Source organism: Thalassospira tepidiphila MCCC 1A03514 (assembly GCF_001662875.1).
GTDB lineage: Bacteria > Pseudomonadota > Alphaproteobacteria > Rhodospirillales > Thalassospiraceae > Thalassospira > Thalassospira tepidiphila.
In genome coordinates this window covers 213,184-228,351 of sequence record NZ_JPVZ01000003.1, presented here as the reverse complement: position 1 = coordinate 228,351, position 15,168 = coordinate 213,184, and the positions used below count along the sequence as shown (strand labels likewise).

General features: G+C 55.8%; 12 protein-coding genes. 2 read left to right on the top strand and 10 right to left on the bottom strand.

Features of this window, described 5'->3' with window-relative positions; all coding sequences use genetic code 11:
* The first annotated feature begins 47 nt into the window (after positions 1-47).
* The gene (locus TH4_RS08300) at positions 48-2,069 is read left to right on the top strand and encodes a sensor histidine kinase (protein ID WP_064780642.1); all 2,022 of its coding nucleotides are present in this window, start codon (positions 48-50) and stop codon (positions 2,067-2,069) included.
* Complete coding sequence (locus tag TH4_RS08295; RefSeq protein ID WP_083997021.1) at positions 2,066-4,063, top strand: sensor histidine kinase; 1,998 nt, start codon at positions 2,066-2,068, stop codon at positions 4,061-4,063. The genes TH4_RS08300 and TH4_RS08295 overlap by 4 nt, the downstream gene beginning before the upstream one ends.
* Before the next feature lie 35 nt (positions 4,064-4,098).
* Here the strand turns inward: TH4_RS08295 and TH4_RS08290 are convergent, their stop codons facing one another.
* From TH4_RS08290 to tolQ, 10 genes are all read right to left on the bottom strand, one after another.
* Positions 4,099-4,824, bottom strand: coding sequence for a response regulator transcription factor (locus tag TH4_RS08290; protein ID WP_245227791.1), 726 nt, complete (start codon positions 4,822-4,824; stop codon positions 4,099-4,101).
* Between the two features lie 325 nt (positions 4,825-5,149).
* The gene (gene folP, locus TH4_RS08285) at positions 5,150-6,265 is read right to left on the bottom strand and encodes a dihydropteroate synthase (RefSeq protein ID WP_064780639.1); all 1,116 of its coding nucleotides are present in this window, start codon (positions 6,263-6,265) and stop codon (positions 5,150-5,152) included.
* Between the two features lie 13 nt (positions 6,266-6,278).
* On the bottom strand, positions 6,279-8,222 hold the full coding sequence (ftsH, locus tag TH4_RS08280) for an ATP-dependent zinc metalloprotease FtsH (protein WP_063087190.1): 1,944 nt from the start codon (positions 8,220-8,222) through the stop codon (positions 6,279-6,281).
* A gap of 85 nt (positions 8,223-8,307) precedes the next feature.
* On the bottom strand, positions 8,308-9,762 hold the full coding sequence (gene tilS / locus TH4_RS08275; RefSeq protein ID WP_167351205.1) for a tRNA lysidine(34) synthetase TilS: 1,455 nt from the start codon (positions 9,760-9,762) through the stop codon (positions 8,308-8,310).
* Positions 9,763-9,782: 20 nt separating this feature from the next.
* Positions 9,783-10,835: a tol-pal system protein YbgF gene (gene ybgF / locus TH4_RS08270; protein WP_064781011.1), complete on the bottom strand. Its 1,053-nt coding sequence runs from the start codon at positions 10,833-10,835 to the stop codon at positions 9,783-9,785.
* Between the two features lie 153 nt (positions 10,836-10,988).
* Positions 10,989-11,483, bottom strand: coding sequence for a peptidoglycan-associated lipoprotein Pal (pal, locus tag TH4_RS08265; RefSeq protein WP_064780637.1), 495 nt, complete (start codon positions 11,481-11,483; stop codon positions 10,989-10,991).
* A 129-nt stretch (positions 11,484-11,612) separates the two neighbouring features.
* Positions 11,613-12,983: a Tol-Pal system beta propeller repeat protein TolB gene (gene tolB, locus TH4_RS08260; RefSeq protein WP_064780636.1), complete on the bottom strand. Its 1,371-nt coding sequence runs from the start codon at positions 12,981-12,983 to the stop codon at positions 11,613-11,615.
* Between the two features lie 41 nt (positions 12,984-13,024).
* Positions 13,025-13,969, bottom strand: coding sequence for a hypothetical protein (locus TH4_RS08255; protein ID WP_064780635.1), 945 nt, complete (start codon positions 13,967-13,969; stop codon positions 13,025-13,027).
* Between the two features lie 7 nt (positions 13,970-13,976).
* The gene (tolR, locus tag TH4_RS08250) at positions 13,977-14,429 is read right to left on the bottom strand and encodes a protein TolR (RefSeq protein WP_040824151.1); all 453 of its coding nucleotides are present in this window, start codon (positions 14,427-14,429) and stop codon (positions 13,977-13,979) included.
* A gap of 2 nt (positions 14,430-14,431) precedes the next feature.
* Positions 14,432-15,163, bottom strand: a complete 732-nt coding sequence (tolQ, locus tag TH4_RS08245; protein ID WP_008891378.1) for a protein TolQ — start codon at positions 15,161-15,163, stop codon at positions 14,432-14,434.
* Positions 15,164-15,168: the final 5 nt, after the last annotated feature.

The window sequence follows — 15,168 nt, the reverse complement described above, 5'->3', positions numbered from 1 at the left end:
GCTAAGGGGCTGAAACCGGGGGAATTTTGCGCAGCATCCGCTTGAATATGTTTCTTTTTGCGATGTTGATTGTGACCGCGTCCGGCATTTTTGCCGTTTACGGACCCAAAATCGCTGCGCATGAGGTTGCCAAAACACTCGTCCTGCCACCCAGCGGACCTGCGGAAGTTATCAATCTGAACCGCTATCTGACGCGTCTGGTGACAGACCGCAAAGAGGAAAGCGCATTTAAAATCCCGTCGATTGCCGAATCTGAATTCGCTTCTGTCCTTGAGGCACGCGGTCCGGGCTATACAGATCGCACCATCTGGTATCGCGCGCCGGTCAAAATCGTTGATCAGCCCGGACGAACGGGAAGAAGCGCCTTTATCGATATCGGACATGTGTATCTGAATGATATCGAGATCAGCATCCTGTCAAATGACGCGCGCCAGATCATCTGGCAGGAACATCTCGGCGATCGAATTCCAAGAGCCAAGGGTGGCCTGCAAAATCTTTCGCACGTTGCCGAATGGCCGAAACTTTCACTTGGCGAATATTGGCTGATTATCGCGGTCCATACCAACAGTGCGCATGTCTTTGAGGCCGAACTCCTGCCTGATACGGCGCTGATCACCAAATCGGGCAGCAACAGTTTCATCAAGGGGGCTACCCTTGGTGTTCTGCTTCTTGCATTCGGGATTTATTTCGCGTTTGGCGTGATGTCGGGGGATCGGTCTGTTCTCTGGTATTCGGGTTATATCTTTTCGCTGTTTCTGATTTCGTTCGGGGTGACGGGCTATGCCCAACTGATTTTCAAACCGTTCTGGTCGCTGGCCTCGGACTTCGTGACGGGAACCGGAACGGCGTTTGCGCTTGGTACAAGCATCATGATGTGGAGCTACATGACCCGTCTTGATCGCGAGAACCGGCCGCTGTTTCGGATCATGGTCGGGTATTCGGTTCTGGCGATGGCAGGTTGTCTGACTGCCACTTCGGACTGGTATATCCTGTATGCCAAAGTGTTTTTCGGGCCTCAGATATTCCTTCTTGCGGTTTTGCTGATCAATCTGATGTATCGCGGATATCGCCAGAAGCACACATTCCAAATGAGTTATTTGATGGTCGCGCTTGGTGTTCCGACCATCGGGGCAATGGCGCATTTGCTGTTGCTGATCGGGTGGTTGCCGGTCAACGGATTTACCACGAGCATCTTTGCCCTCAGTTCATTTATTCAGCTTGTACTGGTCGCCATCGCCATGGCCTATCGCACCTATGGCGTGATCAACCGGCGTGTTGATGCCCTTGCCTCCGGCCAGCGGGCCGACCAACTTGCCAGTGAACAGCGTACCTTTATCACCATGCTGTCACATGAATTCCGCACACCGCTTGCGATCATTCAGCGCTCTGCTGAAATCCTCGGACTACATTTGCAAAAAGAGCCTGAAAGCGTTCTGAACCGGCTGTCGACGATCCAGTCCAATGCCCGGCAGCTGTCGGGCCTTGTCGATGCGTTCCTGACCAAGGAAACCCTTGATAGCGCGACATTCACCACTACGCGCGAAGCGGTTGCCATCGATGCGTTTCTGCGCGATTTGATTGCACAGCGCCAACGCGAGGTCCCCGGCCAGAATATCAGCCTGATCCAAAGCGATGTTGTGATCGTCGAGATTGACCGGATCCTGATGGAACGTGCGCTAATCAACCTGATCGAGAATGCGCGCAAATATGCGCCGGGTGCCGCTGTCTGGATTTCAGCCGAAAGGGCTGCCAATGGCTATGTCTATATCCGGGTTGTCGACGAGGGACCGGGCATTGCCGCCGACGATCTGCAGAATGTTCTGAACGCCTTTTACCGCGGACGGGATTCGGTCAAAATCCAGGGTGTCGGGCTTGGATTGCATCTGACCAAACGCATCATCGAGGCCCATGACGGATCCCTGTCGGTTAGTGTTGGCGAAGAAGGCGGAACAACAATCCTGATCAAACTGCCCTATGACCGCGACATGACGGTGCTTAGGAACAATGAAAACAGGGCTGGCTTCCCGCTTGGTTATACCGAGACGTCCCATGACGGGGGGCGGTCATGAGGGTCAGATCGCCGCTGTTCATGACGCCAACAACACATTCCCTGTCCACCATGGCATCGGCGGCGGCATTGGTGTTGCTCATAATTGCAACCATGGTTTTGATGCCATGGCACGGCGCAAACGCGCAATCAGCCGTGATGCCGAGCAATGATCAGGATCATCTGGTTCTGCCGGGCAATGTCACAGAACCGATTGAGATCACCCGGTTTGTTGCGTCCTTTGCCGACACCACACGCAAGCTTGGCTTTGAAGAGATCCGGGCCCTTCCGGATGCGACCTTTCAGCAGTCACATGCCATACCGTCCTTTGGGTATACCCGCGATGTGATCTGGCATCAGCTTGACCTCACCATCACCAATGACATGACGAAACGCGCCCTACTTGAAATCGGGCCGAACTATTTGAATTTCATTGATGTGTTTCTGGTTCCCGATGGACTGGGTGATCCGGTCTGGCATACCCGCCTTGGCGATCATGTACCCGCCAGCGCGCGCCAATATGGCGGGCGAACACATATTGCCGCCCTGCCATTGATGGAGCCGGGCGATTATCGCCTTTATGTCCGGTCGCAAAGCAATAGCGCCAATCTGATCTGGATGACACTCTGGCCGGCAACCGATCTGGTTTCCTCGCTGTCTTTCCGTGATCTGGCGTCGAATGTTTTCTTTGGCTTCATTCTGGCATTGGGTCTGGCCTATCTGGCGCTTGGTCTGATTGCGCGGGACCGGATTGTCGTTTTGTACAGCATCTGGGTCCTGGCAATCGGTGTCACGGCGGCAGTCGTCAATGGCGTGGTCTTAAGCGAGCTACGACCGGAAATACCGTGGCTGAATGACTTTTTGTTGGGAACAGCCAACATCATTACCTATGGCGTGACGGTGTTTCTGTGGCTCTACATCATCGATGCCAAAAAGAAGCATCCTTTGGCCTACAAGATATGTTGCGCGTACGGTTTTTTCATTCTGGCCTTTGCAGCCGGGGCCACGACCGATCTGTACACCGTCTTTGGCACCTATATCGTGCCAAGCCATTCGGTCTTTATGGCCACGATGTGCGCAATTCTGATCAAACGGGCGTTTGAGGACATCCACAACCCGCGTTACTGGGCGTTCCTTGTGGTTCTGGCCGTTCCGACCGGGGCGGCGATCATGATCCAGCTTGCCCTTTCGGGGGTGATCGATGCGACCAGATTGCGTCTGGAACTGCACAGCTACACCTTGATGTTCCACCTTGTCGGGATGGGCATCATCATGACGGTGCGGTTGTCGCGCATGGACAAGGAACGCGTCACGGTCGTTCGCAAGGCAGAAGAAACCACCTCGCTGGTCGAGGAACAGCGCAAACTGATTTCGATGCTGTCGCATGAATTCCGAACACCACTTGCGGTGATCCAGCGATCATCGGAAATGCTGATGCTGCGTCTGACAAACCACAAGGATGACGTTCTTGAACGTTTGCGACGCATTCAGCTTCAGGCGCAGAAACTGGCGCGCCTTGTCGATATTTTCCTGACCAAGGACGGTATCGATACCCAGGAACTGTCACTTGCGCGCAAGACAGTTCCGATCAACCGGTTCCTTCAGGAATTTGTCGCCCAGACAACACGCGAAGGTGCGGAAGTTCAGGCTGTATTGAGCCGGACCACAGGTATCGAGGTCTTTATCGACGAAACCCTGATGGGGCTTGCGATCACGAACCTGGTTGAAACGTCACGCCGCTTTGCGCACGGGGCACCGATCCACATCAGTACTCACCGACATTCGGAGATGCGGGTTGAAATCAGCATCCCCTGCCGCGGTGAAGAACTTGATGAAGACGAGACCGCCATGATTTCCGATGCGCTGTTCCGACGCGACATGGAAAGCCAGTCATTGCAGCGCGCACTCGGGCTGCATATTTCGCAACGTATTGTCGTTGCCCACGGCGGATCGATCACGCTGCGCCAGAAGGGCGCACGCAGCATCGAGCTTTGCCTGCTTTTACCGTGCGAGTAGCTGGCCGCACGTTATTCGGGCGGGGAACAAACGGATCAGGAAGCCTCGGCCTCGCCGGCAATGGCGGCGGGTGACGTAAAGGCATAGCCACGACCGTAAGCCGTTCGCACAGGCAGTTCTTCGCCGATTTCCTTGATGATTTTTTGACGCACGCGCCGGATTGCCGTATCCAGATTGCGGCAGTTTTCCGCCGTGTCGGCCTTGCCGAGCGCCTCGACGATTTCAGGACGTGTCAGCCACGCCCCATTGGCATCAATCAGGATCTTGACGATGGTGCGTTCGGTCGCTGTCAGTTTGGCTTCATTGCCTTCGGGATTGCGCAGGGTCCAGTTAAGCATATCAAGAACCCAGCTATCCTCGGGAATTGCCGTTTCCGCCGTCGCTTCGTTGTCTGAGCGTGACGCGCGGCGCAGAAGTGGTTTGAGGGCGGCCTCGATCACCGATAGCGGACTGTCCTTCGTCAGATAGACATCGGCACCAGATTTATAGCCGGTCAGGTGATTGTCCATTCCCGAAAGCGAGGTCAGCATCATGATGCCGCAATCAACGGTTTTGCGGACATGCTGGGCCAGTTCATAGCCATCCGCGTCGGGTAGCATAATATCAAGAATGACCGCATCAGGTTTGCGCGCAGCAAGGGCGCGGTAAAATGCAGCGCCGGTTTCACAACCGACCACATCGAAACCGCACATCTCAAGATATTCACACAGATCCTTGTTGAGATCGGTGTTATCTTCCACGACATATACACAGTGCGTCATAGCATTCCAGCCAGACCTGACATCAGCAGGGAACGGCTGCGTCAGACCGCCTATCTCGTTCATCTAAAGACCTTCGCGTTCGCTTGTTGTCCAACCATCAACTGTGACTTTGGTGTCACTTTTGTTTGATACTTATTGGTATGTGGTCAAAGGACCGATTCTGCAAGTATCAACCGTAAATGGTCAGAAAATGCCAGAATCGAATTTGCCGCAAAAAAGCTCGCAACCGATCAGAAGCCAGGCCTCCTTGCGATTGCGAGCCATGTTTTAAACGATGCCGATAAAATGACAAGTTATACGTGCAGACGATGCGCTAAATACACCGTCATACAATGGATGTGGAACTGGCCACAGAAATCGCCTGCACCGTTTCGGGCACATCATGTACGCGGATCATCTGAACCCCGTGACGCCATCCATTGACCGCAGACGCAATTGAACCACCCAGACGCTGCTTCGGGTCGGCCTTGGGATCAATCTTGCCGATGAATGACTTTCGCGAGGTCCCCAGCAGGATCGGGCAGCCCACTCCATGGAAAATGGCCAGACGCGACAGCAGTTCAAGATTGTGCGATAGCGTCTTGCCAAAGCCGATGCCCGGGTCAATGCAAATGCGATCACGTGAAATACCAGCCCGCTCGCAGCTTTCGATGCGATCGAGCAGATAGTCATAGATATCAAGCACCGCACAATCATATTTCGGGTCGGCCTGCATGGTGCCTGGTTCGCCCTGCATATGCATCAGCATCACCGGCTTACCCGACGCAGCCGCAACCTCCATCGAACGTTCGTCGCCTTCAAGCCCCGTGACGTCATTGATGATCGCAGCACCGGCCTCAATCGCGGCCTCCATCACGCCCGCGTGGCGGGTGTCGATCGAAACGACGTGCCCCTTGGATGCCAATTCGCGGATAACCGGGACCACACGATTGATTTCCTCATCCTCGGACACGGTATCGGCCCCCGGACGAGTTGATTCGCCGCCGACATCAATGATCGATGCGCCCTGCTCTATCATCGCCGTGGCGCGTGCCACAGACTGTTCGGTGGTGTTGTAATCGCCGCCATCGGAAAAGCTGTCAGGCGTGACATTTATGATGCCCATCACATGGCAGGACGCCATATCAAGCCCTGCATAGTCCGGGCGTTTGGCCATCAGTCGGTCCAGCACCGCATTGATTTCATCAACCCGGCCACTGTTTTGCACCCAGCCTTCAAGGGCGAGCAGCGGCAAGATCATGCTTTCAGCACCGCCACCTTCGCGGCGGCGGATGATTTCAAGTGCCGAAAAACCCCGGCGTGATCCGGCGAGTGGCAAGGTATTGGGATCATCGGCATGGTCAATGAAACCGGTCGGTGCGTAGTAAAGCGGTCCTTCAAAATCGGCAAAGCCCCGCACATCGGCGGGGCTTCGCAGGACCGATCGTTTGATCTCGTCCATCAGTCTCTTTCTGTTAGCTTCCCGGTTGCGGTTCCGGGGAGAGGTCCCCGCCGCCGTCACCAGGGTTATCCTTGCGGGCACCGCCGGTGCTTGGCACCGTGGAGCGACGTCCGCCACCTGCATCCTTGCCGCCACCCGAAGTATGGCCCGGACGGTTGATTTCCTCGCCACGCAGCAGCGCGTCGATTTCCTTGCCCGACAGGGTTTCATATTCCAGAAGACCTTTTGCAAGCTTGTGCAGGTCATCAAGATGTTCGGTCAGAACGCGCTTGGCGAATTCATACGCCTCGTCGGAATAACGACGGACTTCTTCGTCAATCAGCTGTGCTGTTTTTTCCGAAACGTTTTTGTGCTGGGCAACGCTGTGACCAAGGAACACTTCTTCCTGGTTATCAACGTATTTGACATTCCCGAGCTTGTCGGAGAAGCCCCACTCGGTCACCATCTTGCGCGCATATTGCGTCACCATGTTGATGTCCGAAGATGCCCCCGTGGTGACCTTGTCCTTGCCAAAGATGATTTCCTCGGCAACGCGGCCGCCCATGGCAACCGCAAGGTCGGAAATCAGCTGTTCATAGGATTTGGACACCTGATCACGTTCCGGCAGACGCATCACCATGCCCAGTGCGCGACCGCGCGGGATGATGGTGGCCTTGTGGATCGGATCAGACGCAGGCGTATGGAGCGCGACCAGTGCGTGGCCACCTTCGTGATAGGCGGTCAGCTTTTTCTCGTCATCGGTCATGATCATGGAGCGACGTTCAGCCCCCATCATGACCTTGTCCTTGGCGTTTTCGAAATCAGCCATGGTGACGACGCGCTTGCCAAGACGGGCCGCAAGCAAAGCTGCCTCGTTAACAAGGTTTGCCAGATCCGCACCCGAGAAGCCCGGGGTACCACGTGCAACGGTGCGCAGATCGACATCCGGACCCAGCGGAACTTTACGCGCATGAACACCCAGAATGCGTTCACGGCCTTCCAGATCCGGGTTCGGCACGACGACCTGACGGTCGAAACGACCCGGACGCAGCAATGCAGGATCCAGAACGTCCGGACGGTTGGTAGCAGCCACAAGGATCACACCTTCGTTGGCTTCGAAACCATCCATCTCGACAAGGAGCTGGTTCAAGGTCTGTTCGCGTTCATCGTTACCGCCGCCAAGACCGGCACCACGATGGCGGCCCACAGCGTCGATTTCATCGATGAAGATGATGCAAGGTGCGTTTTTCTTGCCCTGTTCGAACATGTCACGCACACGCGATGCACCGACACCAACGAACATTTCAACGAAGTCAGAACCCGAGATGGTGAAGAACGGAACGTTTGCTTCGCCGGCAATCGCACGTGCCAGCAGCGTTTTACCGGTACCCGGAGGACCGACAAGCAGCATGCCTTTGGGGATTTTACCGCCAAGGCGCTGGAACTTCTGCGGATCGCGCAGGAAGTCGACGACTTCTTCAAGCTCGCTTTTGGCTTCTTCAATACCGGCGACATCTTCGAAGGTCACGCGACCGGATTTCTCGGTCAGCATCTTGGCCTTGGACTTGCCAAAGCCCATGGCCTTGCCGCCGCCGCCCTGCATCTGGCGCATGAAGAAGATCCAGACACCGATGATCAGAAGCATCGGGAACCAGCTGATCAAAGCGCTCATCAAAGGAGACAGGCTTTCTTCAGGCTGTGCGATGATGCGCACGCCCTTGTCGTTCAGCTTTTCAACGAGGTTCGGATAATCCGGGGTGTAAACATTAACAGAGCGACCGTCGCGCGTTTCTGCAGTCAGGTTGTTGCCCTGGATGGTGACTTCGGAAATCTGACCTGAATCCACTTCGGCCAGGAAGTCCGAAAATGCCAGCGACGACTGACCGGACCGTCCGGAGGGCGACTGAAACAGGTTAAACAGCGCCACCAAAAGGATGGCGATAATAACCCACAGTGCGAGATTTTTTCCCATATTCATTCCAAGCTACTGGTCGCAATTTGTGTGTGCCGTGACGCAAAACTTCCTGCGCAGGGTCTGACAATCAAATAGTCATAAGCCCCGCTTACGCAAGTAGGTTGTCGGGTTTCGGTGACGATTTGAAACCACTTTCCCACAAAGGTACTTGCGGCGCAAACTGCCAACTGCCACCAGACGCGATCAGGCCCCTGCCCAGAGGCCGTCCGCAACCGGCGGCGGATAGTACGTCGGAAAGCTCCGAAACCTCAAGCCCGCCAACAGATAACAAGCCTTCTTTATCGTAGAGTGCAGGCACGGATGCAAGGGCCGCGCGCGGTAAATTACCAATAAATGGTGCAATTTCGCCCAACGCGGCGCGAAAAGACTTCGTGTGAAACACATCACAAAGGCCAAGCGGGGCGATCCAACGTCCAGTTTGCCTCAACAGATCAGCGTCATCCGCCTGCCATTCAAAGCGATTATCAAACCGCACAACCAAAGATCGTGTGAGTGATTCGGTATCCAACGCAATCGGATCCTGCTTCATTCGGCCAAGTTCGCGATAAACGCAAATCCCGCCTTTCCGACCGTGCAAGACGCAGCCGCCCAGACTGATGCGGGCTGTTTTATCCGCACCAAGGCGATCAAGCGCATCGCGCAGTTTATCAAGTGCAGGCATATATCCTGCGCCCCCAACCGTACGCACCACCTGCCCCAGCGCATGGATGGCAGCGTTGCGATCTGTTTTCGGATCCAGCAGCACATCCGGGTTAAGGATCGCAACCCCGTTCGCATGCAGGGTCACCGCCCCGGCCAGCAATCGGCCAATGCCCGTTTCAAGATCGCGGCGCGCCGATGCGTCGGCGGTTATATCGGACGGGTGTGATGCCCCTGCCTCAAACGCCTTGCGCACGCGCACACGCTCGAACTTTTCGTCGATGTTGGAAGGATCTTCGATCCACGTCTGCCCGCGTGCCGTCAGGGTCGCCACCAAGTCAGCCTTGGCAACGGCCAAAAGCGGACGCAGCACCCGGCCATGTCGCAGATAGCGCCGCGCAGACATTCCCGCCTGCCCAATCGGGGTCGTGCCGCGATCCCGGCGCATGGCAATGGTTTCGCGTTGGTCGCCTGCATGATGGGCAACCAATAGATGGAAAATGCCGGTATCACGCATCAGGTCATCAAAAATCTGATAGCGGGCCTGGCGCGCCTTTTCCTGCACGGCACCGGTTGGCTTTTCACCCTGCCAGTGTTTGGTGATGTGTTCGATGTTATGGCGGGCAAGTTCGGCTGCGACCCAGCGGGCCTCGTCAGAGGCGGCCTTGCGCAGACCATGATCAACCGTAACGGCGACCACGCGGCCGCCTTGTGCCTGACACCAGTCATGGGCCAAAAGGGCCAGTGCCATGCTGTCGGCCCCGCCCGAGACACCAACAAGGATTTCAGGGGCGGTTTCAAACGGGGCAAACGCCATCATCAGTCTATCAAAGGCAACGGCGTCCAGTGGGGATCCACCGGACGCCGTATTTTGATTTTCTGATGTCGTAAGGTTGCCGATCATCGGTCTGTCATACGCAGGGTTTACTGCGGACATCCACGGTTCTGGCGTTCCTGACGGGCGCGATCCAGAACGACGTTCGAGGCGTTCGGGAAATTGTCGATCAGGTGACCAAAGGCCGTGCAGGCATCTTCGTTCTTGCCAAGATTGGCCAGCGACATGCCAAGCTTCAGAAGGTTATCGGGTGCCTTGGTGCTGTCGGGGTAGGTCTGGAAACCTTCGGTAAAGGCGATGGCAGCATTTTCATACTGGCCACGCACATAATAGGTTTCACCCAACCAGTATTGCGCATTGCCCGCCAGCGGATCGTTGGGATGGTTGCTGACGAAATTGCCCAGCGCCTGTTCGGCTGCCTGGAAATCCTGTTTGCGCAGAAGACCAAAGGCCTCGCGGTATTGTTCTTCAGGCGTGCCGGTGGTTGCCGCCGCACTCTGGGTTGGTGCGGATGCGTTGGATGCGGCAGCGCCACTTGGAATTTGCGGCGGCTGGCCTTCGCTTTCAATCACGCCAAACAGCTGGGTGCCACGGTCATTAAGGGGCTCACCCGAACCGGCAGCCCCCGGTGCGCTGTTGGCGGAAGAGTTATTGGCGCCCTGTGCAGCCGTGCCCCCAGCAAGCGGTGCAGTTGCCCCACCGGCATTTGCGCCACTTGTCGCAACGCCGCCACTTTCAAGCTGATTGAGGCGGAAATCAATATCGGCCACCAGACGTTCCAGACGGTCTTCCATCTTGCGAATGCGGTAGTCGAATTCTTCAAGCTGACCGGTCAATTGGGTGGTCGTGCGTTCCAGTGCGCTGATCTGGACCTGCTGGCGTGCGGCAGCCGGGGTCGCAGCCCCGCCGCCATCACCAGACGAGACAGCTGCCTGTGCGGCGTCACCGGTGCCTTCGCGATAGACATAACGCTGCAAAAGATCGAGGTCCTTGCGCAATTGTTCTACCTGACGCGACATGTTGGCGTCTTGCGCGTGAACCGGCAGGGACCCGAGTGATGTCATGCCAAACACAGCTCCGACGGCAAGGGCCATCAGGATGTTGCGGTTCTTTGGCGAAATGGCGGATCGAACGCGGATCATTTTCGGGTCCTTTTTCGTCAATTCAGTCTTTGAAGGTTCACTATGGAAATACCTGTCGTGACTTTCAAACATTTTCAGGCGGCAAAAATAAGGCGCCTGCCCCAAACGGGACAGGCGCCTTGATCTTCAAGTCAGGCTTTCACCTGCACGCGCTTAACGGATAACCGATACAGAGCGGCGGTTTTTACCCCAGCTTTCTTCGTCATGGCCAAGAGCAACCGGGCGCTCTTTACCATAAGAAATGGTCTCGATGCGCGACGGGTCGATGCCCAGAGCGATCAGGTAATCTTTGACCGAGTTCGCGCGGCGTTCGCCGAGTGCAAGGTTGTATTCACGGGTGCCGCGCTCGTCGGCATGACCTTCAACAACAACTTTGTACTGCGGATATTTCTTCAGCCAAGCGGCCTGCAGTTCGAGGGTGCGACGTGCTTCACCGGCAAGATCGTATTTGTCGAAACCAAAGAAGACGCGGTCACCAACGTTGACAGCGAACCACTCAGGGCTGCTTTCAGCCAAAGAGGTCGAAGACGACGCGCTAGAAGAAGTGCTTGCACCGTCGCCACCAGTGGTTGCCGTGCTATCAGGTGCAGTTTCACAAGCAGCCAGAAGAGCGGCAGCAGCAAAAACGCTCAGAATACGAAGTTTCATTTAAGTTTTCCCCTTAACACCGGACGCATTCGCCCGAGGTTGGTGTTTTCCATGTCTCGCGACACCGAAAATGCCCGCGATTAAAGCGAATCGCATTCAGTGCTTCGCGATGACTATACTCTTGAGATATCAGGGAATCAAGGGCGACCATGCAGGATCCGACCCATCCGCCGGTGTAACGATCTCTCGCTCGTTATAACCGGTAAGATCAATCGAATACAAACGATAGCGATCCTTGGTCCCGTCCCTGGACGGGTGCTGGCGGTAGTACATCAAAACTCGACCGTTCGGTGCCCATGTTGGTCCCTCAACGAGGTAACCCTCGGCCAGCAGCCTTTCTCCACTGCCGTCTGGCCGCATGACGCCGATATAATAACGACCTCCTTCGGATTTGGTGAATGCGATCAGGTCTCCGCGCGGCGACCAGACCGGTGTGGCATAACGTCCACCACCGAAGCTGATGCGCTGTACGCCCCCACCATCGGCATTCATCACATAAAGTTGTTGTGCCCCACTGCGGTCGGAGTTGAACGCAATGCGAGACCCGTCCGGAGAATAGGAAGGCGAGGTATCCACGGCCGGATGGCGCGTCAATTGACGCTTTTCACGCGTGCGCAGGTCCAGTCCATAAATTTCACTGTTCCCGTCAAGCGCTTGTGACATCACAACCGAGTTCCCGTCTGGCGCGAATCGGGGCGCAAAGGTCATCCCCGGAAAATCACCCAGCAATTCCAACTCACCGGTATCAATATCCAAAACATAAACGCGCGGCTTGTCGTTAAAGTACGACATATAAACCACTTCCTGTGCCGTCGGCGAGAAGCGCGGGTTCAGCACGAGGAACCGTCCATCAGACAGGAACCGGTGGTTTGCACCGTCCTGATCCATGATGGCCAGTCGTTTGGTCCGGTTATCGGCCGGACCGGATTCCGAGACGTAGACAACGCGCGTATCGAAATAGCCGGTTTCACCGGTGATACGTTTGTAAATCTCGTCCGCAATCTTGTGGGCAATCCGACGCCAGTTGTTTGGCTGCGTACGATAGGCAACGCCAGACATCTGGGTTTCAGCCAAAACATCCCACAGGCGGAATTCAACACGCAGAAGACCATTTGGTTCGGTCACAACACGACCGTTCACCAGAGCCTGCGCATTGATGGCCCGCCATTCGGCAAAGTTCGGATTCACCGCCAATGATGCAGCACTCTGAATGAATGCCTTTTCATCAATCGGTGAAAACAGGCCCGAACGTTCGAGATCTGCGGCAATCACCTGGGTCATGTTCTGACCGATCTCGGTTTCGGCAACGCCTTCGCCCGGGAAGCGGGTGACGGCAATTGGCATCGGCTTCAATTCGCCCCGGGTAATATCAATCCGGAGTTCCGCCTTTGCCGGCGATATGAACCCGACATTCAGGCCAGCGACAACGGCAAGGGCGCACAGTGCTGCGACACTGCCTTTAGCCCAAAATCGTTTTATTGCGTTGGTCTTGATCGTCATCCTGCCTCGCTATTTTCCACGCGTGTTCAAGAACTTGGTCGTTAAAGGCCCAGCATTTCACGCATGTCAAAATTGAACGTGAATGTGCGCCACATTTCGTATTTATCCAGCGGCAGTTTTAGAGGACTGCATTGCGGATTTAGCACTGCTCGAAGCGCGCTTTCTGCAATCGTACGGCGGGAAGTGTCGCCCTGGATTTCGTTCAGATTGCTAATCCGCGCCAAACGGACGGTTCCGTCCGGGTTTGCACTGACATGAATTTCAACCGCAAAGTTGCCCGCTTCCTTGGCCCCGGCCGGGGGGCTCCAGCATTTTTCGATCTGACGTTTTACGGCATCAAGCTCGCTCATGGTCAGATTGGCATCAAGCCTGGTCGCGACAACCTCGCTGGCATTTTCTTCCGGCGTTTCGTCTGGCTGCTGCTCCGGTGTGGCTTCTGCCGTTTCCTTAAGCTTGCTGACATCCTTAAGAACGCTCATGAGATCGCGTTTCTTCGGCTCTTCCTTTTTCGGCTCCGGCTTTTTGACCGGTTCCGGTTTCGGCGGCGTCGGCTTGGATTCCGGCTTTACAGCGGCAAGCTCTGTCGGCTCCGGTTTCGGCTCAGGCTCTTTTTTAACGTCTGGCGTCGGAACCGGTTCCGGCTTTGGTGTCGGTTTTGGCTCTGGCTTCGGCTCTGGCTTGGGCTCTGGCTTGGGCTCCGGTTTTGGTTCGGGCTTCGGCTCAGGCTTGGGTTCCGGCTTTGGTTCCGGTTTCGGCTCTGGCTTGGGTTCCGGCTTCGGGGTCGGCTTTGGTTTCGGTTCCTCTTTGGGTTCCGGTTTTGGCAAAGCCTTGGTCGGGGCCGCGGAAAATTCATCCACTGTCACGACTTCAACCGAAATGGACTGCAATTCCAACGGTGTTTCATCAAACAGATCGGGCAGCCCAAGCCACGCCACCAGAAACAGGACAGCGTGCAGACCAAGCGATATGAGAGCGTAACGCAGCATGATTCGTTTACGAACCCTTTGCCGGCAATTCGGCGATCAGGGCGACTTTGGTGAAACCGGCATCCTTGATCAGGCCCATGACTTCCATCACACGGCCATAATCAATCGTCTTGTCACCGCGGACAAAGATGCGGGTATCGGCCTTGTTGTCGGTAATGGCGGCAAGCTTTTCGGTCAGGGTGTCCTGCGCGATTTCGCTATCCATGATGTAGATCGTGCCTTCGGCAGAGACCGACACCACCAGCGGCTCATCCTGACCGGTCATCGGTGCGGCACTGGTTTCCGGCAGATCAACCTCTACCCCGACCGTCATCAGCGGGGCTGCGACCATGAAGATCACAAGCAACACCAGCATGACGTCGACCATCGGGGTGACGTTGATGTCACTCATCGCTGCCCGCCGGTTACTCCGGCGACCGCGACGGCGTCCTCCGCCTGATTTGGCAAGCTGTGCGCCCATAATCAGTCTCTCGTGTCGTCAAGTTGGCGCGAAAGGATCGAGGAGAACTCGTCCACGAAAGCTTCGAGGCGGTTGCTGTAACGGTTCAGGTCGCTGGAAATCTTGTTATAGGCAACCACAGCCGGGATCGCAGCAACAAGGCCCATGGCCGTTGCAAAAAGAGCCTCGGCAATACCCGGTGCGACAACCGCAAGCGAGGTATTCTTGGATGCCGCAATCGACTGGAACGAAACCATGATGCCCCAGACCGTGCCAAACAGACCAACAAACGGTGCGGTCGAACCAACGGATGCCAGGAAGGTCATATACCGTTCCACCCGGTCCATTTCACGACCAAGGGTAATTTCCATGGATTTTTCAAGGCGCTGCTGAAGGCGGGCACGCATAGTGTCGCCATGGACACCCTTTGCGTTCGAACGACGCCATTCACGCATAGCCGAAACAAAGATGGCTGACATCGGATCGCGCGGCTTGTCGGCGATACGATCATACAGATCTTCAAGTGATCCACCCGACCAGAAGGCTTCTTCGAAGGTGTTAGCCTGGGCGCGCAATTTGCGCAGCCGCAGGATCTTTTCGAAGACAATCGCCCAAACCCAGACAGAAGCCAGCAAAAGACCGATCATCACTGTTTTGACGACCAGTCCAGCCTGCATGAAAAGTCCCCACAGAGACATATCATGTGCCATGACCGACTGCCCCAGCGTTACCGCGTCGACCACTTGATTTTCCATATTCC